At 60.2% G+C, this 19,635-nt stretch carries 15 protein-coding genes and 1 tRNA gene; 8 read left to right on the forward strand and 8 right to left on the reverse strand.

Features of this window, described 5'->3' with window-relative positions:
• The first annotated feature begins 21 nt into the window (after positions 1-21).
• Positions 22-897, forward strand: a complete 876-nt coding sequence (tsf, locus tag ETW24_RS10005; protein ID WP_129370925.1) for a translation elongation factor Ts — start codon at positions 22-24, stop codon at positions 895-897.
• Between the two features lie 501 nt (positions 898-1,398).
• On the opposite strand, the gene ETW24_RS10010 is transcribed toward tsf, so the two are convergent.
• Positions 1,399-2,154 carry a LuxR family transcriptional regulator gene (locus tag ETW24_RS10010; RefSeq protein ID WP_129370926.1) on the reverse strand — a complete coding sequence of 252 codons (756 nt, stop codon included), beginning with the start codon at positions 2,152-2,154 and terminating at the stop codon, positions 1,399-1,401.
• Positions 2,151-2,600 carry a type II 3-dehydroquinate dehydratase gene (gene aroQ / locus ETW24_RS10015; RefSeq protein WP_129370927.1) on the reverse strand — a complete coding sequence of 150 codons (450 nt, stop codon included), beginning with the start codon at positions 2,598-2,600 and terminating at the stop codon, positions 2,151-2,153. The genes ETW24_RS10010 and aroQ overlap by 4 nt, the downstream gene beginning before the upstream one ends.
• Before the next feature lie 334 nt (positions 2,601-2,934).
• On the opposite strand from aroQ, the gene ETW24_RS10020 reads away from it, so the two are divergent.
• A complete protein-coding gene (locus ETW24_RS10020; protein WP_129370928.1) occupies positions 2,935-4,146 on the forward strand; it encodes a serine hydrolase domain-containing protein in 1,212 nt (403 codons plus the stop codon).
• A gap of 69 nt (positions 4,147-4,215) precedes the next feature.
• On the forward strand, positions 4,216-5,079 hold the full coding sequence (locus ETW24_RS10025) for an acyl-CoA thioesterase (protein ID WP_129372893.1): 864 nt from the start codon (positions 4,216-4,218) through the stop codon (positions 5,077-5,079).
• A gap of 317 nt (positions 5,080-5,396) precedes the next feature.
• Here ETW24_RS10025 and ETW24_RS10030 read toward each other — a convergent pair whose 3' ends face one another.
• From ETW24_RS10030 to pdxH, 5 genes are all read right to left on the reverse strand, one after another.
• Positions 5,397-9,041 carry a vitamin B12-dependent ribonucleotide reductase gene (locus tag ETW24_RS10030; RefSeq protein WP_129370929.1) on the reverse strand — a complete coding sequence of 1,215 codons (3,645 nt, stop codon included), beginning with the start codon at positions 9,039-9,041 and terminating at the stop codon, positions 5,397-5,399.
• A 726-nt stretch (positions 9,042-9,767) separates the two neighbouring features.
• A tRNA-Pro gene (locus ETW24_RS10035) sits at positions 9,768-9,844 on the reverse strand.
• A gap of 43 nt (positions 9,845-9,887) precedes the next feature.
• On the reverse strand, positions 9,888-10,325 hold the full coding sequence (locus ETW24_RS10040) for a DUF192 domain-containing protein (protein ID WP_205877398.1): 438 nt from the start codon (positions 10,323-10,325) through the stop codon (positions 9,888-9,890).
• Positions 10,326-10,368: 43 nt separating this feature from the next.
• Positions 10,369-10,908 (reverse strand): cold-shock protein, encoded by a 540-nt coding sequence (locus ETW24_RS10045; protein WP_129370931.1) that lies wholly within the window; start codon positions 10,906-10,908, stop codon positions 10,369-10,371.
• A 135-nt stretch (positions 10,909-11,043) separates the two neighbouring features.
• The gene (pdxH, locus tag ETW24_RS10050; protein ID WP_129370932.1) at positions 11,044-11,649 is read right to left on the reverse strand and encodes a pyridoxamine 5'-phosphate oxidase; all 606 of its coding nucleotides are present in this window, start codon (positions 11,647-11,649) and stop codon (positions 11,044-11,046) included.
• 132 nt (positions 11,650-11,781) lie between these two features.
• On the opposite strand from pdxH, the gene fabI reads away from it, so the two are divergent.
• The 5 genes from fabI to trpE all read left to right on the forward strand — a co-directional run bounded on the left by fabI (position 11,782) and on the right by trpE (position 17,993).
• A complete protein-coding gene (gene fabI / locus ETW24_RS10055; RefSeq protein WP_129370933.1) occupies positions 11,782-12,585 on the forward strand; it encodes an enoyl-ACP reductase FabI in 804 nt (267 codons plus the stop codon).
• Positions 12,586-12,658: 73 nt separating this feature from the next.
• Complete coding sequence (gene gpt / locus ETW24_RS10060) at positions 12,659-13,162, forward strand: xanthine phosphoribosyltransferase (protein WP_129370934.1); 504 nt, start codon at positions 12,659-12,661, stop codon at positions 13,160-13,162.
• 168 nt (positions 13,163-13,330) lie between these two features.
• Positions 13,331-14,506, forward strand: coding sequence for an aminotransferase (locus tag ETW24_RS10065; protein WP_129370935.1), 1,176 nt, complete (start codon positions 13,331-13,333; stop codon positions 14,504-14,506).
• A 118-nt stretch (positions 14,507-14,624) separates the two neighbouring features.
• The gene (locus ETW24_RS10070; protein WP_129370936.1) at positions 14,625-16,466 is read left to right on the forward strand and encodes a peptidylprolyl isomerase; all 1,842 of its coding nucleotides are present in this window, start codon (positions 14,625-14,627) and stop codon (positions 16,464-16,466) included.
• A 15-nt stretch (positions 16,467-16,481) separates the two neighbouring features.
• Positions 16,482-17,993: an anthranilate synthase component I gene (gene trpE, locus ETW24_RS10075; RefSeq protein WP_129370937.1), complete on the forward strand. Its 1,512-nt coding sequence runs from the start codon at positions 16,482-16,484 to the stop codon at positions 17,991-17,993.
• A gap of 86 nt (positions 17,994-18,079) precedes the next feature.
• Here the strand turns inward: trpE and ETW24_RS10085 are convergent, their stop codons facing one another.
• Positions 18,080-19,597, reverse strand: a complete 1,518-nt coding sequence (locus ETW24_RS10085; RefSeq protein ID WP_129370939.1) for a polysaccharide deacteylase family 2 protein — start codon at positions 19,595-19,597, stop codon at positions 18,080-18,082.
• Between the last annotated feature and the right edge of the window lie 38 nt (positions 19,598-19,635).

A 19,635-nucleotide genomic window follows, 5' to 3' on the forward strand; every position in this document is an offset into this window, starting at 1 on the left:
TTGAATTGAGGAGAGCCTAAGATGGCAATCACTGCTGCTATGGTGAAAGAACTGCGCGAATCCACCGGCGCAGGCATGATGGACGCGAAGAAAGCCCTGGTCGAAAACAACGGCGACATGGAAGCCGCGGTTGACTGGCTGCGCACCAAAGGCCTGGCCAAGGCTGCCAAGAAATCCGGCCGTACCGCCGCAGAAGGCCTGGTTGCCGTGATCGTCGAAGGCAACAAAGGTGTTGCCGTCGAAGTGAACTCGGAAACCGACTTTGTCGGCAAGAACGCTGAATTCCAGGCAATGGTCGGCGGTATCGCCAAGGCTGCGCTGGGTGTTTCGGACGTCGAAGCGCTGAAGGCTGCCGACATGGGCGGCAAAACCGTTGCTGACACCATCACCGACAAGATCGCCACCATTGGCGAAAACATGTCGGTCCGCCGCATGGCCGCGCTGGAAGGCGAAACCGTTGTGTCCTATGTGCACAACGCCGCTACCGCAGGCATGGGCAAAATCGGTGTTCTGGTTGCCATGAACGGCGGCGACGCCGCGATCGGCAAACAGATCGCAATGCACATTGCAGCTGCCAACCCCGCCGCGCTGTCCGAAGCAGACATGGACGCCTCTGTGGTTGAGAAGGAAAAGCAGGTTCAGATGGACATCGCCCGCGAATCCGGCAAGCCGGAGCAGGTGATTGAAAAGATGATCGTTGGCCGGATGAAGAAATTCGTCGCGGAATCGACCCTGCTGAACCAGCAGTTCGTTGTGAACCCGGACCTGACCGTTGAAGCCGCAGCCAAAGAAGCAGGCGCAACCATCACCGGTTTTGCCCGCGTTGAAGTCGGTGAAGGCATCGAAGTCGAAAAAGAAGACTTTGCAGCCGAAGTCGCCAAAGCCGCACAGGGCTGATTTAAGCTAATTCGGGCTGTTCAGTTTTCACGCTTGAATTCAAAAACCGGCAGGGATGTCCCTGCCGGTTTTTTTGTGCGTATCGCTCCCCGCATATGGAATGCGCGGCCCAGCGGCTGAACGCGTCTTTGCATATTTTAATGAGACCGCCAAAAGGATGTGAGGGACCCCACTGATGGGGATGGGCGAGGCCCCTCTGTATCCGGAACAGACGCAGAACAATACGCGTCTGTTCCTGACCAGGTAGGAGAGCCTTGAAATCACAAGGGTCGTTACCCATTAGTTCCTTGGCTAAAGCCACCACTCACGGAACAGAGGCAACATGCAGAATATCAACCTATAACGGTAGTATAGAATTCCATACCTCTTACGGCTTAGTTCAGGCCGGGCCGGATTGAAAAACCGGTTAAATTTCCGCCGCTTGTAAGCGATCAAAGACAGCGGGGCGAAATCTGAAATTGCCGCTGCGGCGGCGACGGTCATCCGCGGTCAAGCGGCTGCCTAGGCATCCATGATATACATTTGATTGTGCAACGCCGCCTTCAAAACAGCCTGGGCGGTTGTCTCGACAGAAAGCGATTCCCTGGCAAGGCGCAGGTGTTTTTCAATCGTCGCGGGTGTAAGTTCCATCAGAAGTGCAATGTCCTGCGTGGTTTTGCCATCGCCAACCCATTGCAGAACCTCCCGTTGCCGTTTGGTAAGGCTGCGGTTTGGTGCCGTGTAGGGCAGGGTGAGGATTTTCAAATGGGCGACATTGTTCATAAGCACGATGTCATCGCCCGACTTCTGCCACAGCGCGTCCACCGCATCCTGAGACATGCCCCGCTTTGCAGCCAGCGATATCGCGCCCTTGTAACGGGGAGAAGCAGAGTGGAAACTGACGGTATAACCGGCATTCATGTCGAGCTTCTGATTGAACTCATGCACTCTTTGGGCTTCGGGCCCAAGTGTCCCGCCGGCAATCATGTCCTGCACAATACGCCAGCTGCCGGCGCCTTCATTATCCAAGGCCCAGCGAAGCATCGGCGCATGGAAATACAGCCCCTTATGCAGGAAACCGTTCAAATATTCGCTGTCGTGATTGGACAGGATAACAAAATCCTCCGGATCCCCCAGCGACGTTTCCGTTTTGTAACGGGTGTATCCGTAAATCAGCCGGTCGAACCCGAACCTGGACATTTGCCGGACATGCTCGTGCCACAGCTCTTCCAGGCTTTGAGCGCCGCAAATGAAACTCAGGTAATTCTTTACCTTCATGCTGTTGCAGCCATTTCCAAATGTGCCTTCAAAGCATCCATCGCCAACAGATACCCCTGCGCGCCAAAACCGCAAATCTGCCCCAGCGCCGCCTTGGCGATATAGGAGCTGTGCCGGAACGGCTCGCGTGCATGAATATTGGAGAGATGCACTTCAACGGCCGGAATCTCCACGGAAATCAACGCATCCATCAGGGCAATAGACGTGTGCGTATAAGCGCCGGCGTTCAGGATAATCCCATCATGCTGGCCCTTGGCCGCATGAATAGCATCAATCAACGCCCCTTCATGGTTCGACTGGAAGCAGCTGACCGCAACCCCGAGTGTCTGAGCATGATCGGCGCAAGCCTGCTCGGCCATCGCCAGGGTGACCGAACCATAGACCTCCGGCTGGCGGGTGCCAAGCAGGTTAAGGTTGGGGCCGTTCAATACCAGAATGCTCGTCATCGGATATGTTTCCTTTTCGTCCTTCCCTTTGAACCTCTAAGACAAATTTATTGTAAATGCGAACACGCAAACGCGCATAAGTTAGAAAAATTCGAATTTTGGAATTTACTGAACCCGCTGACACAAGCGTTTGCCCGGCACTCTTTTCCAGCCCTTTTCCAATTTGATCGTTTCTATTTCCAGCCGGCACAGTCATCGGGCCTTTGTATTTCATTCTGTCTGTGTTCCAGCACCTGCGCCCCGATACCTGAAATGCAACGTCTGCCGGCTCGTGTCCTGCAGAAGGGCAGTATACAGTCCGGATGAAGAGGCAGAGCAGCAAGAGGGTACAGCGATGAGATCAGACCGGCTGGAACGCATCAGGGGCTGGCAGCAACGCTATGTGGATGAAGGGAAATACCCGGGAAGCGCCCTTTTGATCCGCCGCCGCGGCGAGGAACAGTTCTTCCACGCGTCGGGCCTTCGAAACATCGAGGAGAACCTGCCATTCACCCGTGACACGCTGGTGCGCCTCTATTCGATGACCAAGCCGGTGACGTCTGTGGCTGTGATGTCTCTTCTGGAACAAGGGCTGTTCCATCTGGATGCCCCTGTCAGTGATTTCCTTCCGGAATTCAATGACATGCAGGCGCTAGTGCCCGGGGCCACCCAGATCAGCCAGACAGAACCTTGCGCTGTTCCCACACTGCACCAGCTGCTGACCCACACCAGCGGGCTGAGTTACCCGTTCAACCCAGGTGTTCTGCCGGAAGCCATGGCCAAGGAGGATCTGCTGTTCAAGCCCGACCACGGATCACTTGCCCCGATGGTGGCCCGGCTTGCTGAGCTGCCGTTGGCCTTCCAACCAGGAACCCGTTGGGAATATTCCGTTGCGACAGATGTGCTGGGCCGCGTTGCCGAGGTTGTTTCAGGCAAACCTCTGGGCCAATTCTTGCAAGAAGAAATCTTTGAACCGTTGGAAATGACTGAGACCGGTTTCCAGCCGCCGAGCGGGGCAGGGAGCCGGTTAGCCTCTCTCTACACACCGCTGGCGGGTGACGCCATGGCGCTGAATTCCGCAGAGACCGGCGCAGACAGTCTGCGCTTGACAGACAGTTACCCGCACTCTCCGTTCTGGCAGGCTGAAATGCATTCCGGCGGCGGTGGATTGATCGGCACAATTGATGACTACATGAAATTCACCGAAATGCTCCGGCGCCGCGGCCGCAGTCGAAACGGCCTTATCATCAGCCCGCAAACTGCTAATTTCATGATGCAAAACCACCTTACAGGCGACATTGCCTCAATGGGACCGCAAAGCTTTGCCGAACAGCCGATGGAGGGCATGGGATTTGGCCTGGGCGGCGCTGTTGTTCTGAACCCGGCACGGGCGCGGTGCCCCGGATCGGTTGGCGACTTCAGCTGGGGCGGCATTGCGTCAACGTTCTTTTGGCTGGACCGGCAGCTTGATATGTCAGTGGTGTTTTTGACCCAGCTGGCGCCTTCCAGTTCATACCCGGCACGGCCGGAGCTCAAGGCACTGATCCATGGCGCCATTGCCGAGTGACTTCCAACTGCCGCAGTTCCAGGTAAGATAAGCGTTCTGCATCAGAAAAGACCAATGAAAGCGCTGCAAATGCCGGATACCGCCAAAGTCCTCCTTGATCTGCTGGATCTGGAAGAGCTTGATACCAATCTTTACCGCGGATCCGGTTCCGGCGGCGAAACACCGACCCGCATCTATGGCGGCCAAGTGATCGCACAGGCGCTGACAGCAGCATATGCGACTGTTTCCGGACGCTTATGTCACTCTCTTCATGCGTATTTCATTCGTCCGGGTGATCCGTCCAGACCAGTCATATACGAGGTTGACCCGGCGCGCGACGGCCGCAGTTTCACCACCCGGCGAGTGGTGGCGATGCAGAACGGCAAGCAGATCCTGAACCTGGCGTCATCCTTTCATGCATCGGAACCCGGCTGGGAGCATCAGCACCAAATGCCGGATGTTCCATCGCCGGCCGCGCTGGAGCCGCGTGAAAAAATCCTCCTGCGGAATGCATTCCGGGTAGATCCGGCCAAACGCGATGAATTCACGAGACCGCGGCCATTCGAGATCCGCGAAGTTGCGCCGCGGGATTCGTTGGAGCCGGAAAACACATCTGATATCAATCATATGTGGATCAGAATGGAGGCAGCCAAAGGCGCCGGTCCTGAACTGCAGCATATCCTGATGGCCTATGCCTCGGACTTTGGCTTGCTTGGATCATCGATGCGGCCGCATGGGCTGACGTTTCACAAACCCGGCGCCATGACCGCAAGCCTGGACCATGCAATGTGGTTTCATGCACCGGTTCAATTCGAGAACTGGCATCTTTACACAATGGATGCACCGTTTACCGGCAGCGGCCGCGGCTTCAATCGTGGATCTATTTTCACGGAAGACGGCCAACTGATCGCCAGCGTCGCCCAAGAAGGTTTGCTGCGTCCGGCAAGTAGTTGAAAATTAGTCATTTCAGTTCCGCCACAAAAGGTCTTCAAAGCCAGAGAACTTAACATAATTCTCATTATGAGACATATATGTAGCCGCAAAGCAGCAAGCAGCCCGCCCGCCGTCAAGAAAATGGCTTCCTCTGAAACCAGAGGAAGCCAGTTATCACCGGTCAGGCTCCTTCATTGACTGCCCGAAAGTTTTCTTACCTGGGCCTTCTCGGTGTTCAGAACGGGCGCACCCATTCCTGATAGCGCTGGAAGCAGTATCACTGCTTCCAGTATCCGTCTGCGCCACCGAGGGAAAATCAGAGACGCAAGCGGTGTTCTTCAGCTGCAGCCGGAGGTTCCGCCGCAGGTGTTGCACTTCATGCAGGTGCCGTTGCGGACCAGCGTGTAGTTGCCGCATTCGCCGCAGGCTTCACCTTCGTAGCCTTGCATTTTTGCCTTGACGCGCGCATCCATCCCGCCGCCAGGCTGCACAGGTGCATCACCGGTCTCTGGCACCAGCGATTGCAACGCGGCAACCGGATCAGTTCCAGTTCCCAGTGCCGATACTTCGGTCTGACCGCCTTGCAGCACCACCAGTTCCTGCGGCAGCCGTTTGCGCAGATAACCGGTCGAAGAGATCTGCTTCAGCACCTCCAGTGATCGCGAGGCCGCGGTTTCACTCAGCTCGGTCAGATTGGACACGCCTTCTTCCTCGCCGCGGCCCAGATCATCAAAGGTCGCGCCTTCTGGCTTCACATGCGCCAGGTCGGTACGGTCCAGATAGCTCACCGCCAGCTCGCGGAACACGTAGTCCAGGATCGAGGTCGCATTCTTGATCGAGTCGTTGCCCTGCACCATGCCTGCAGGCTCAAACTTGGTGAAGGTGAAGGCATCCACAAATTCTTCCAGCGGCACGCCGTATTGCAGGCCGACCGACACCGCGATGGCGAAATTGTTCATCATCGCCCGGAAGCCTGCGCCTTCCTTGTGCATGTCGATGAAGATTTCGCCAAGATTGCCGTCCTCGTATTCGCCGGTCCGCAGATAGACTTTGTGACCGCCGACAACCGCCTTTTGGGTATATCCCTTGCGCCGCTGCGGCATCTTGGTGCGGTGCGATTTCAACACCTCCTTGATGACGACTTTCTCGACGATCTTTTCGGCAAGAACCGCGGCCTTCTCGTGGGGAGCGCCGCTCTCCAGAACCTCAGCGGCCTCGTCATCATCCTCGACCAGTGCTGCCGCCAGCGGCTGGCTCAGCTTGGAGCCGTCACGGTAAAGCGCATTGGCCTTAACCCCCAGGCTCCAGCTCAGCTCATAGGCCTTCTGACAGTCCTCGATGGTGGCATCATTGGGCATGTTGATGGTTTTGGAGATCGCACCCGAGATAAAGCTTTGGGCGGCTGCCATCATGGTGATGTGGCTGTCAACGTTCAGGAAACGCTTGCCTTTTTTACCGCAGGGGTTGGCGCAATCAAAGATCGCATAGTGTTCTTTTTGCAGATGCGGCGCGCCTTCCAGGGTCATGGTGCCGCAAACATGGTCGTTGGCCGCGTCAATATCCGCCTTGGTAAAGCCCAGATGGCGCAGCAGGTCGAAGGTCGGATCATTCAGCTTGGGCGCCGGGATGCCCAGAACGCCGGTGCAGAAATCTTCGCCTAAGGTCCACTGGTTGAACACGAACCGGATGTCAAAGGCCGATTCCAGTGCGGCATCCACCTTGGCCAGTTCATTGGGGCCAAAGCCGTGGCCGGCCAGCGAGGTGTGGTTGATGCCCGGCGCGTTACCGATAGAGCCATGGCCAACTGCGTAGGATGCGATTTCTTCAATCTGGGCAGAGCTGTAGCCCAGACCCTCCAGTGCAGAAGGAACCGAACGGTTGATGATTTTGAAGTAGCCGCCGCCGGCCAGCTTTTTGAACTTCACCAGGGCAAAGTCGGGCTCGATGCCCGTCGTGTCGCAGTCCATCACCAGGCCAATCGTGCCCGTGGGCGCAATTACCGTGGTCTGGGCGTTGCGGTAACCGTGCTTTTCACCCAGCGCCAGCGCCTCGTCCCAGGCGCTGGCGGCCAGATCAGCCAGCAGCGCGTCCGGGCAGTTGGAAATGTCCAGTGGCACCGGTGTGACCGACAGCGCCTCGTAGCCGTCCGCGTTGCCCATTGCAGCGTTGCGGTGATTGCGGATCACACGCAGCATGTGGTCTGAGTTTTTTGCATAACCCTGGAACGGCCCCAGTTCCGCGGCGATCTCGGCCGAGGTGGCATAGGACACGCCGGTCATCAGCGCGGTCAAGGCACCGCAAAGCGCCCTGCCCTCATCCGAGTCATAGCTGTAGCCCATGTTCATCAAAAGGCCGCCGATATTGGCATAGCCCAGGCCGAGGGTGCGGAAATCATAAGAGCGCTGCGCGATTTCCTTGGACGGGAACTGCGCCATCATCACCGAGATTTCCAGCGTCAGCGTCCACAGGCGGCAGGAGTGCATGAAGTCATCGGCCTGGAACAGCCCGTCTTTCAGGAAGCTCAGCAGGTTCAGCGACGCCAGATTGCAGGCGGTGTCGTCCAGGAACATGTATTCCGAACACGGGTTTGAGCCGCGGATTTCACCGTCTTCCGGGCAGGTGTGCCACTCGTTCACGGTGTCGTGGAACTGGATGCCCGGATCAGCGCAGGCCCAGGCCGCATGGCCGACCTTCTCCCACAACTCGCGGGCCTTAACGGTTTTGGCGACCTTGCCGTCGGTGCGGTTGATCAGCTGCCAGTCGGCGTCTTTTTCAACCGCGTGCAGGAAGGCGTTGGTGACCCGGATCGAGTTGTTGGAGTTCTGCCCGGAGACGGAGCTGTAGGCCTCAGAATCCCAGTCGGTGTCATAGGTCGGGAACTCGATCGAGGTATGGCCCTGCTTGGCGTAATCCAGCACCCGCTTGATGTAGGTTTCCGGGATTGCCACTTTCTTGGCCTCGCGGATGGCCGATTTCAGCCCGGTGTTGACCGCCGGGTCATAAGCATCCGCTTCACCGCCGTCCCAGCTGCGGATGGCCTCGAAAATACCGTTCAGCATCTTCTCGTGCATCTTTGAACCGGCGACGATGGAAGCGACTTTCTGTTCTTCCAGCACCTTCCATTCGATGAACTGCTCGATGTCCGGGTGATCGGCATCGACGATCACCATTTTTGCTGCCCGACGGGTTGTGCCGCCTGATTTGATAGCGCCGGCCGCGCGGTCGCCGATTTTCAGGAAACCCATCAGGCCCGAAGACTTGCCGCCGCCGGACAGCGGCTCGCCTTCGGCGCGCAGATGGCTGAAATTGGTGCCGGTGCCGGAACCGTATTTGAACAGGCGCGCCTCGCGCACCCACAGGTCCATGATGCCGCCGTCCTTGACCAGATCATCCGAAACCGACTGGATGAAGCAGGCATGCGGCTGGGGGTGCTCATAGGCGCTGTCGGACTTGGTCAGCTTGCCGGTCTTGTAGTCGACATAGTGATGGCCCTGGGCCGGGCCGTCGATGCCATAGGCCCAATGAAGGCCGGTGTTGAACCACTGGGGGGAATTGGGGGCGGAACGCTGGGTTGCCAGCATGAAACGCATCTCGTCGTAATAGGCGCGGGCGTCCTCCTCGGAGGAGAAATAGCCGCCCTTCCAACCCCAATAGGCCCAGGCTCCGGCCAGACGGTCGAACACCTGCTTGGAGGAGGTTTCCCCGCCCAGAACTGCGCCGTCTGCAGGGACCGAGCGCCACAGGAACTCAGGAACGCCTTTTTCGCGGACTGTCTTCAGCCGCGACGGCACGCCGGCCTTGCGGAAATACTTCTGGGCAATGACGTCGCTGGCGACCTGGCTCCAGGATGCGGGAATTTCGATGTTGTCGAGCCGGAAAACAATGGTCCCGTCCGGATTGCGGATCTCCGATGTGGCCGAGATAAAGGCCAGATCAGCATAGGCATCCTGTCCGGGTTTGGTGAACTTCCGTTCGATCTTCATGCTCAGCCCCTTTTCAAGCATTCGTCGTCTATTTGCCGCGGCGCCCCCAAGCGCCAGTCAGATCCGGTCACGGAATACACAAACACCCGGCGCGCGCCGCAAATAGCGCGCTTGCGGCCCTCGCCGGCCATTCTCACAGGACTGTCTGCTGTTTTCAGCGTTGTTGCTTCGGCTCTGTCACCCACCAGATCTAGTGCCATCGCAACCGGTGTCCACAATTTGGCGTATTCGGACACTAAGGGTCAACGGCAAATTTACACTTTGGCAACTATCTTTGCTGTTGACGGTTTCCGCGGATTGCAGGGTCTGCGGCGGGGCGTTGATTCATCCACAGGCCCTGTCCCGTTCAATGTCTTCGGACTGCGCTGCTGCCTGTTCGGATTTCCTTTGACGGGTGAGTGACTTGCTGCCTTGCAGAAGGACAGCGGCCGTACCGGCCAAAAGCGATGGGTGTGTAAAACCATGCAGCTGCACTGGCTGACAACGGGGCGCACAGGTTAGAAGCGATTTTCTTGTGGCTTCCTGCCACGGACCTTAGGACAGCCGGTCTCCGATTAACCTTCTGATGCGGCTCAGCGGCAATTGGTTAAGGGTGTCTTAACAGTGCATTAAGAAAGTCCTAACACCCCCGATTGAACTGCGTAGGTTCAGTTCACCAAATACGGGAAACGAATCTTTGCCCCGGGTTTTACCCGGCAAAGATTCGCTGCATTTATTGAAGAAGTATGGTCGGGGCGGCGAGATTCGAACTCACGACCCCCTGTACCCAAAACAGGTGCGCTACCAGACTGCGCCACGCCCCGGACCGTGCGCCTTCCTATCTCTGCCAAACTGATTTGAAAACCCCTAACAGGGCCAAACTGCGCCGTTGCGGGAAAAAACTTCGTGGCGCATCTGCGAGCCTGCTGCGATACCGTATTTGCGGGCAAGCCCGCCGTTGATTTCCAGCACCGCAAAGACAGCGTCACCCCCGGGAATCGGGGTCAGATCGCCAGGCACGGCGTTCTCGTGAACCGAGGTCACCAACCCGTGCTCATTCAGAAAAATGATATCGAGCGGGATCAGAGTATTCTTCATCCAGAACGCCGCAGGCTGCGGGCTGTCATAGACAAACAGCATCCCTGCCCCGCGCGGCAGGTCTTCGCGGAACATCAGCCCCTGGGCACGCTCCGCCTCTGTACCGGCAATTTCAACGGTAAATCCCGCCTGCCCCCAGTCGCCGCGAAGATCGGCCTGTGCAAGCTGGCAGCCGGACGCCAGCGCGGTGCCGGCGGCAAATGTCATGCAGGCGCCCAAGCTCCACTGAAGCAGGCGCCGCATCAAGACCTCAGTCCTCGTCGCCGGGGAGCATTGCAGCCTCCCAGGCCAGCACTTCAACCGCCATGCGGCCGCGTTTGCCGTCGATCACCCGCATTGCCAAAGCTTCCCCCGGCTGCAGATCCGCCAGCCCGGACTGCCGCAGCACTTCGACATGCAGGAAAACATCCTCGCCGCGGCCAAAGACATTGGCAAAACCGAACCCTTTGCCCTTGTCGAACCATTTGACCCGGGCAGGCTCCAGCGGTTCGTTCTGCAGGCTGGTCATGTCCAGTTCGGCAAAATCGCTCAGCACCGGGGTGTCATCACGTTCGGGCGGCTGAATGGAGATCACTTCAACGGCCTGGACACCGCGGTCGGTCTGATGGGTTACAATCTCGATCCTGGCGCCGTCCGCGACAGAGCTTTGGCCGAAATTACGCAGTACATTCACGTGGAGCAGAATATCCGCGCCGCCCTCGTCAGATACGACAAATCCGTATCCTTTGGCCGGATCGAACCACTTCACCAGCCCCTGGATTTGCTGCAAGCTGCTCAGATCTTCTGCCACGTACTTTTCCCTACCGCGTTTTTTTTATTTTGATGGTGCCCTGATGCGCGATTCTGACCTTGGATTTCAAGCTAAAAAGTCTAGAAATTGTCATGAAATTACACTTGACCCAAGGTAAGCCATTGCCACTTCCGCTCAAGGATTGAGCCGCAGGATTTCCCATTCTGCAGCTGCGTTCTTGCGGCGCCAGCGAAACCGGTCATGCAGCCGGAATGCGCCATCTGCCCAAAATTCTATCTCAACCGGCACCAGGCGGAAACCGCCCCAGAACGGCGGACGGTCCGGGTTCGGACCCTTCATGGCTGTGACCTTTGCCACCTCGGCCATCAGCGTGCCGCGGCTGTCCAGCGGCTGTGACTGCTTTGAGGCCCAGGCCCCCAGCCGGCTCTTGAGCGAGCGGGACTTGTAGTATTCATCCGCCTGCGGCCCGTCTTCGCGGGTGATGGTGCCGCGCACCCGGATCTGGCGGCGCAGCGATTTCCAATGCACCACAAAGGCGGCCTTGCCGGCCTGATCCAGCTCCTGCGCCTTGGCGCTCTCGTAATTGGTGTAGAATACAAAGGCGCCGTCTTCGATTTCCTTGAGCAGAACCATGCGGCTGTTCGGCAATCCGGTCTCATCCACCGTGGCCAGGGCAATGGCGTTGGGATCGTTGGGTTCGGCCTGTTCCGCCTCTCCCAGCCAGGACCGGGCGATGGCAAACGGATCGTCACCTGCAAATATACCTGTACGGTCGGACATCGGGCACCTCTTTGCGGATTTCGTTGCAACCTATGCAGCTTCCTGCCCCGCGACAAGGGCGTGCACCCTTGAAGCGGCCCGCGCGGCATACTAAACACCCTCTAATTCACAGATCACAGGCGGAGAACCTGCATGTCTAATCACCTGATGGCCGGCAAGCGCGGCCTCATCATGGGCCTGGCCAATGACAAATCCATCGCTTGGGGGATTGCCAAGGCCTGCGCCGATGCCGGCGCCGAGCTTGCCTTTTCATATCAGGGCGACGCACTGAAAAAGCGGGTCGCCCCGCTGGCGGCGCAGCTGGGCAGCGATATCGTGCTGCCGTGCGACGTCTCGGACGAAGCGTCCATTGACGCCTTATTCGCCGGTCTGGAAGCCAAATGGGGCAAGCTGGACTTTGTTGTCCACGCCATCGGCTTTTCCGACAAGAACGAGCTGCGCGGCCGCTATGTCGACACCAGCCGCAGCAATTTCCAGATGACCATGGACATCTCGGTCTTCTCTTTCACGGCGGTGGCAAACCGCGCTGAGAAGATGATGAGCGAGGGCGGCTCGCTGCTGACCCTGACCTATTACGGTGCCGAGCAGGTGATGCCGCACTATAATGTGATGGGTGTGGCCAAGGCCGCACTGGAAGCTTCGGTCAAATACCTGGCCGAGGATCTGGGCAAGGACGGCATCCGCGTCAACGCGATCTCGGCCGGCCCGATCAAGACCCTGGCCGCCTCCGGCATCGGCGATTTCCGCTACATTATGAAGTGGAACGAATACAATTCGCCGCTGCGCCGCAACGTGACCACTGATGACGTCGGCAAATCCGCGCTTTATCTTCTGTCCGACCTCAGCTCCGGCGTGACCGGCGAGAACCTGCATGTCGATGCCGGCTATCACGTGGTGGGCATGAAGGCGGTGGATGCACCGGATATCTCCAAGTAACTGAATACAGAAAGAAACCCAGGGGCATCCTGGGTTTCTGCAAGCTGACGCGACTTTGCGGGGAGCAAGTAACATGACCGATCGTCTGCCGCACGAAAAAGGCTTTCACATCAGCTGGGACCAGATCCACCGCGACAGCCGCGCCTTGGCTTGGCGGCTGGACGGGCAAGGCCCTGATGATGGCGCATGGCGCGCAGTCGTGGCAATCACCCGCGGCGGCATGGCGCCGGCTATGATTGTCAGCCGCGAGCTGGACATCCGCACCGTCGATACCATCTCGGTGCGGTCCTACCATCACCAGTCCCAAGGTGAAGCTGAGGTGCTGAAAGCACCCGATGCAGATCTGATGGGGGATGGCGAAGGAATCCTGATCATCGACGATCTGGTCGACAGCGGCAAAACCCTGGATCTGGTGCGCCAGCTGTACCCCAAGGCGCATTTTGCCACCGTCTATGCCAAGCCCAAGGGCCGGCCGATGGTGGACACTTTCATCACCGAAGTCAGCCAGGACACCTGGATTTTCTTCCCCTGGGACATGGCGCTGCAATATGTGGAGCCCTACCGCGGCAAGGATTGATCCCGTCCGGACAGAAAGCCCCCAAAGGCGCGCGTTACAGCGCGCCTTTTTCTTTGGCCATGGCGGCACCCGCCGTTACCGCTTGAGCTGTCCATTGCGCCGTGCCAGACATGTGCCGGCGCCCGGTCCGGCGCACCTGACATTATCTGCTGCCGCCCGGAGCCTCACATGCCCCTTCCCCGCACCCAAGCCACATTTGTCTCGCCCATCGTCGAATCGCGCCGCTGGGTGGCCGGGGTTGAATTCCCGCCAGAACGCCCGCTGCTGAATGTCAGCCAGGCCGCGCCGGCAGAAGCGCCGCCCCAAGGACTGCGCCAGGCACTCGCAGATGCAGCGCTCAATGATGTTGAGGCGCATTTATACGGTCCCGTCCTGGGCAATGACCCGTTGCGCCGGGCGCTGGCGCGGCAGATCTCCGGCCACTACCAAGCAGACGTGCGGGCAGAGCAGGTTGGTATCACCTCCGGCTGCAACCAGGCCTTTGCCGCTGCGATTGCCGCGCTGTGCGGCGAGGGGGATGAGGTGATCATCCCCGTGCCCTGGTACTTTAACCACAAGATGTGGCTGGACATGGCAGGCGTCACTGCCATGCCTCTGCACGTTGGGGCCGGTATGCTGCCGGACCTTGCTGCCGCTGAGGCGCTGATCACCCCCCGCACCCGCGCCATCGTGCTGGTCACCCCCAATAACCCTTGCGGCGTCGAATACCCTTCCGGGCTGGTGCAGGCTTTCTTTGATCTGGCCCAAGCCAGGGGCATTGCCCTGATCGTGGACGAAACCTACCGCGATTTTGACAGCCGCGAAGGCGCGCCGCATGGGCTGTTCCAGCTGGACGGCTGGGACCGGACCCTGATCCACCTCTATTCCTTCTCCAAGGCTTACCGGCTGACCGGCCACCGGGTCGGTGCGGTTGTTGCTTCGCCGGACAAGATGTTCGAAATGGAGAAGTTTCTGGACACCGTCACCATCTGCCCCTCGCAGCTGGGCCAGGCCGGCGCCCTTTGGGGAATTGAAAACCTGCAGGGCTGGCTGGCCGGAGAGCGGCAGGAAATCCTCAACCGCCGCGCAGCAATCGAAGACGGGTTTCCTGTTCTGGCCGCCAAGGGCTGGAAGCTGCTCGGATGCGGCGCCTACTTTGCCTATGTCGCGCATCCGTTCGACCTGCCGTCGGAAGACATCGCCAAACGGCTGGTGTCAGAGGCTTCGGTTCTGATGCTGCCGGGCTCCATGTTCATGCCCGCAGATGATCCGGATGGCGCGCGCCAGTTCCGCATTGCCTTTGCCAATGCGGACCGGACAGGCATCCAGACGCTGTTTGACCGGCTGGCCGCCTTTAATCCCTGATCACGCAGCAGTTTGATCCGCAACCATCTTGCCCCTCTGCGGGCAGCCGCGTATTCAGTCAGCGGCATTTCCCGCTGCAAGGCGACCCCTTGCACGGCAGAACAATAAAGAGGGCATCATGGCCGCAGGCATGAAAAAGCTATCCAAAACCTTTGTCTGGATCCTGATGGGGATGCTGATCGTCGGCCTTGCCGGATTTGGCGCGGTGAATTTCACCAGCTCCGCCTCCTCGGTTGCCAGTGTCGGCGACGAGGAAGTCAGCATCGGCACCTATGTGCGGGAATTGCAGCGCGAGCAGCGCGGCCTGCAGGCGCAAACCGGCCAGGCCGTTTCCATGGCGCAGCTCAGCGCCTTTGGTCTTGACCGGGTGGTCCTTGGCCGCCTGATCTCGCTGGCAGCGCTCGATCACGAGGCGAAGGGCCTGGGCTTGTCGATCGGTGACGAAAACCTGATCGAAGAGCTGGGCGCCATCGATGCCTTCCAAGGCGTGAACGGCGCTTTTGACCGCGAGGCCTATAGTTTTGCCCTTCGCAACGCAGGCCTGTCCGAAAAGGAATTCGAAGAGGACCTGCGCCGCGAAGCCGCCCGCACCATCGTCCAGAACGCGGTTCTGTCCGGCACTGAAATGCCGGCGACCCTGACCGAAACCCTGACCGGTTTCATCGGCGCGCGCCGCAGCTTTTCCTATGTGCAGATCAACGCCGCTGACATCGCCCTGACCGCCCAGGTTCCTGCGGATGCCGAGTTGCAAGCCTTCTACGAGGCCGCACAGGACCAGTTCATGCTGCCGGAAACCAAGGTGATCACCTACGCCGCGCTGCGTCCCTCGATGCTGCTGGACGAAGTGGAGATCGACGAGGCCGCCCTGCGCCAGCTGTTCAATGACCGCTCCAGCCAGTACCAGGTGCCCGAGCGCCGTCTGGTGGAACGTCTGGTGTTTGCCGATGACGATGCTGCTGCCAGCGCCAAGGCACAGCTGGAAACCGGCGGTGCGACATTCGAAAGCCTGGTTGATGCCCGCGGCCTGACCCTGCAGGATATTGACATGGGCGATGTGACCATGGGCGCGCTCGGCGCCGCTGGCACCGATGTGTTTGCCGCCCAGGTCGGCGATGTGGCAGGCCCCCTGCCCTCTGATCTCGGTCCGGCACTGTACCGTGTGAACGGCCGCCTTGAGGCCCAGATCACGACCTTTGAACAGGCAATGCCGGACCTGCGCGAGGAACTGGCGTCCGACCGCACCCGCCGTCTGGTAGAGGCCCAGGCCGAAGACATCGACGACCTTCTGGCCGGTGGCGCTACGCTTGAAGAACTCGCAACCGAAAGCGGGCTGGAGCTGGTTCAGATCCATTGGACAGACAATACCAGCGATGGCATCGCAGCTTATGAAGGCTTCCGCACCGCCGCCGCCGCCGTCACCGCCGAGGACTTCCCGGCTGTGGACTTCCTGGACGATGGCAGCCTGTTCGCCCTGCGCCTGGACGAGGTCCTGCCGGAACGTCCGGAACCCTTTGCCGATGCCAAGGATAAGGTCCTCGCCGCATGGCAGGCCGACCGCCTCGCCACCGCGCTGCGTGAGCAGGGTGAGGCGCTTCTGGCCCAGGCAGAGAGTGCCGGCGGCTTTGCCGAAGGGGCTGAAGTCAAAACCGAGACCGGCCTGACCCGCACAGCCTACATCGACACAGTACCCGCAGACCTGGTCACCCAGGTCTTCGAAATGGAGGTCGGAAACTTCCGCCTGCTGCAGGATGCGGAGTCGGCTGTGGCCGTCCGCCTTGACGGTATTCTGCCGCCGGAAGCCAGCGATGACATGAACCTGCTCACCCAGGCCTTGCAGGCGCAGCTGAACCAGGCCCTGGCCCAGGAGCTGTTCCAGGCCTATGTGCAGGACGTCCAGGCCCGCGCCGAACCCCGTGTCGACCAGCAGGCGCTGAATGCAGCGCAGGCGAACTTTCAGTAATCAAGGCAAGCACCAATGGCTCTGACCCCCGATTTCGACACATTCGCCAAGGCTTACGAGGCCGGCGAGAACCAGGTCGTTTACACCCGCCTTGCCGCCGATCTCGACACGCCTGTATCGCTGATGCTCAAGCTGACCGGCGCCCAAAAGGACGCCTTCATGCTGGAATCTGTCACCGGCGGCGAGGTGCGCGGGCGCTATTCGATCATCGGTATGAAACCTGATCTGGTCTGGCGCTGCCACGGCGATCAGTCCAGCCTGAACCGCTCAGCCCGGTTTGATGCGGATGATTTCACCCCGCAGGACGGCAACCCGATGGACAACCTGCGGGCGCTGATTGCCGAAAGCAGGATCGACCTGCCCGATGATCTGCCGCAGGCCGCAGCCGGGCTGTTCGGCTACTTGGGCTATGACATGATCCGCCTGGTTGAACACCTGCCTGATGTGAACCCCGATCCGCTCGGCCTGCCCGACGCGCTGATGCTGCGCCCCTCGGTGATTGCCGTGCTGGACGGGGTCAAGGGCGAGGTCACCGTGGTCTCCCCCGTCTGGTCCAGCGATGGCCAGACCGCCAAGGCCGCCTATGCCCAAGCCGCCGAACGGGTGATGGACGCGGTGCGCGATCTGGAACGCGCCATGCCCGCCGAAAGCCGCGATCTGGGTGACGCGGATGAAGTTGCCCCGCCCGTGTCGAACTTCACCAAGGACGGCTACATGGCCGCGGTGGAAAAAGCCAAGGACTACATCCGCGCAGGTGACATCTTCCAGGTGGTGCCGGCACAGCGCTGGACGCAAGCCTTCCGCCAGCCGCCTTTCGCGCTTTACCGCAGCTTGCGCCGCACCAACCCGTCGCCCTTCATGTTCTACTTCAACTTCGGCGGCTTCCAGGTGGTGGGCGCGTCCCCGGAAATCCTGGTCCGCGTTTTCGGGCAGGAGGTCACCATCCGCCCCATCGCAGGCACCCGCCCCCGCGGCGCCACACCCGAAGAAGACAAGGCGCTGGAACTGGACCTGCTGGCCGATAAGAAAGAACTGGCCGAACATCTGATGCTGCTGGATCTGGGCCGCAATGACACCGGCCGGGTCGCAAAAATCGGCACCGTGCGCCCGACGGAGAAGTTCATCATCGAACGCTACAGCCACGTGATGCACATCGTCTCCAACGTCGTCGGCGAACTGGCCGAGGACAAGGACGCGCTCGACGCTTTCTTTGCCGGGATGCCCGCAGGCACCGTCTCCGGCGCCCCCAAGGTCCGGGCGATGGAGATCATCGACGAGCTGGAGCCGGAAAAACGCGGTATCTATGGCGGCGGTGTCGGCTATTTCTCGGCAGGCGGCGACATGGACATGTGCATTGCCCTGCGCACCGCCATCGTCAAGGATCAGAGCCTCTATATTCAGGCCGGCGGCGGCGTGGTCTATGACAGCGACCCGGAGGCCGAGTACATGGAGACCGTCCATAAATCCAATGCCATCCGCCGCGCGGCAGCGGATGCTGCCCGTTTCACCGGCAACGGCAACCGATAGGACTTGCAGCGCAGGACTGCTCTGCGGCTTCTTTCTGGTTTAAAATACCCACGCCGAAGGCACGGCGCCCGCCTTGGGCGCCGTTTTTACTTGGCCGGCAGGTTTGCTTCCAAACTGGCTGAGACCGGCGCCAGCGCAATCCGGGCGGCCCGGTCCTGCAGGCCCCAGATCAGCAGCGCTGAAATCGTATCAGGGCGCAACCGTCCAAGCATGATCACCGCGCCTTCCTGCCCGGCCCGGAACGCTGCCTGATCCAGAAACCGCCGGATCGACCGCGGGTTTTGACCGGCGCCGTCAAAATCGCGGAACACAACACCGGCCGGCACACCGTCGCGCAGCGCCAGTTTCTGCACCGTGTTCAATCCGCTGTCCTGGGTCACCAGCCCGTAGCCGGCCGAGGCCGCAACTGCTGCAACCTGATCCGCCAGCGCCCGGTTGCCCTGCACCCCGGTCCCGATGCCTTCGAGGATCGCCATGGCCTCCGGCAGCTTGCCGCGCCAAACCTCCAGCGCCGTCTCCGCGTCCTGCGGCGACGCAGATCGCGGCAGATCCGCCAGCATCAGCACTTCGAACCCCGCCGCCCTGCGCGCGGCCATCTTTGATGCAGCCTGCGGGTCTTCCGGATCAATGGCAAAGCTCAACGGATAGGGGAATTCCGCCAGCGCTTCGGCCCCGACAGCCCCCTCGTCGTCGATCAGCACAATCGACATCAACGGCCGGTCTTCCGGATTGTCAAAAGGTTCGGCATAGGCGGTAAACGGCGTCTGGTCCGATACCCCCGCCGTGGCAAACCTGGCGTCCTGCGGCTTGTCCCGGTCGGTCAGCGGAACAACCGGTGTGCCGATACTTGGTGCCAAAGCCTCTTGCCCTGCAACCGCAGATTCCTGACCTGTTTCGCTGTCAGAAATACTCTCGCCGCTGTCGCCGCCAGCCTCTGGCAGAACCGGTGCCGCACCGATTACCGGCAGCGTGATAGCCTGCGGCGCGCTGCCGATATCCGGCGCCAGAACAGCAGAGGTCTCCGGTGTCTCAACCGGAACCGCCATGGCATCAGGCTGCGCAGCCTCTGCCGTATCCTCTTGAGCAATTTCGGGCGCCTCGGGCGCGGGTTCCGGTGCTGGCTCGGTGGCAGCTATAACGGCGGACTCAGCGCCCGGGGCCTGCGGCACCGCAGGCTGAACGGCCTGCGGCAGAGGCGCATCCGGTCCCTTTGCCAAACCCGGTGCTGCCGCTGTTTCCGGATCGCTGGAAGCGATAAGCGCCGCTGACTGCCCGACCTCGGGTTTGCCGGCCGGCGCGGTATCCGCCCCCGCAAGCGCGTTCAGGTCATCGCTGCCACCGGTTTCGGCCGGCGCGGCCGGCTGTGCCTCAACAAGATCTGCATCACGTCCCTGGCTGCTGGCGGGCGCTCCGGCAGCGTCCGTGGCGGCGTCGGTGCCGCCGTTTGGCATCTGCGGCGCATCGCCAGGATCATGCGTGGCAGGGGCCGGCACCGCTGCGGTATCGGCACCGCTGTCCGGCAAGGGCACCGACAAAGACAGCATCGCCAGCCCGCCCGCGGCCAGCAATGCCCCGACACTCACGCCGCCCAGAAATCCACGCATGCCTGTTTTGCCTCTCAATCCGTTTTCGGTGCCGCGCC

Origin of the sequence: Leisingera sp. NJS204 (assembly GCF_004123675.1) — a bacterium.
In the GTDB taxonomy this organism is placed as follows: Bacteria; Pseudomonadota; Alphaproteobacteria; order Rhodobacterales; family Rhodobacteraceae; genus Leisingera.

What these genes read in the sequence shown, in the direction of transcription:
- ETW24_RS10070 (WP_129370936.1), top strand. Translation starts at nt 14,625, where the DNA reads ATGGCCGCAGGCATGAAAAAGCTATCCAAAACCTTTGTCTGGATCCTG.
- pdxH (WP_129370932.1), bottom strand. Translation starts at nt 11,649, where the DNA reads ATGTCCGACCGTACAGGTATATTTGCAGGTGACGATCCGTTTGCCATC.
- ETW24_RS10025 (WP_129372893.1), top strand. Translation starts at nt 4,216, where the DNA reads ATGCCGGATACCGCCAAAGTCCTCCTTGATCTGCTGGATCTGGAAGAG.
- gpt (WP_129370934.1), top strand. Translation starts at nt 12,659, where the DNA reads ATGACCGATCGTCTGCCGCACGAAAAAGGCTTTCACATCAGCTGGGAC.
- ETW24_RS10020 (WP_129370928.1), top strand. Translation starts at nt 2,935, where the DNA reads ATGAGATCAGACCGGCTGGAACGCATCAGGGGCTGGCAGCAACGCTAT.
- ETW24_RS10040 (WP_205877398.1), bottom strand. Translation starts at nt 10,325, where the DNA reads ATGACATTTGCCGCCGGCACCGCGCTGGCGTCCGGCTGCCAGCTTGCA.
- tsf (WP_129370925.1), top strand. Translation starts at nt 22, where the DNA reads ATGGCAATCACTGCTGCTATGGTGAAAGAACTGCGCGAATCCACCGGC.
- ETW24_RS10030 (WP_129370929.1), bottom strand. Translation starts at nt 9,041, where the DNA reads ATGAAGATCGAACGGAAGTTCACCAAACCCGGACAGGATGCCTATGCT.
- ETW24_RS10010 (WP_129370926.1), bottom strand. Translation starts at nt 2,154, where the DNA reads ATGAAGGTAAAGAATTACCTGAGTTTCATTTGCGGCGCTCAAAGCCTG.
- ETW24_RS10065 (WP_129370935.1), top strand. Translation starts at nt 13,331, where the DNA reads ATGCCCCTTCCCCGCACCCAAGCCACATTTGTCTCGCCCATCGTCGAA.
- trpE (WP_129370937.1), top strand. Translation starts at nt 16,482, where the DNA reads ATGGCTCTGACCCCCGATTTCGACACATTCGCCAAGGCTTACGAGGCC.
- aroQ (WP_129370927.1), bottom strand. Translation starts at nt 2,600, where the DNA reads ATGACGAGCATTCTGGTATTGAACGGCCCCAACCTTAACCTGCTTGGC.
- fabI (WP_129370933.1), top strand. Translation starts at nt 11,782, where the DNA reads ATGTCTAATCACCTGATGGCCGGCAAGCGCGGCCTCATCATGGGCCTG.
- ETW24_RS10085 (WP_129370939.1), bottom strand. Translation starts at nt 19,597, where the DNA reads ATGCGTGGATTTCTGGGCGGCGTGAGTGTCGGGGCATTGCTGGCCGCG.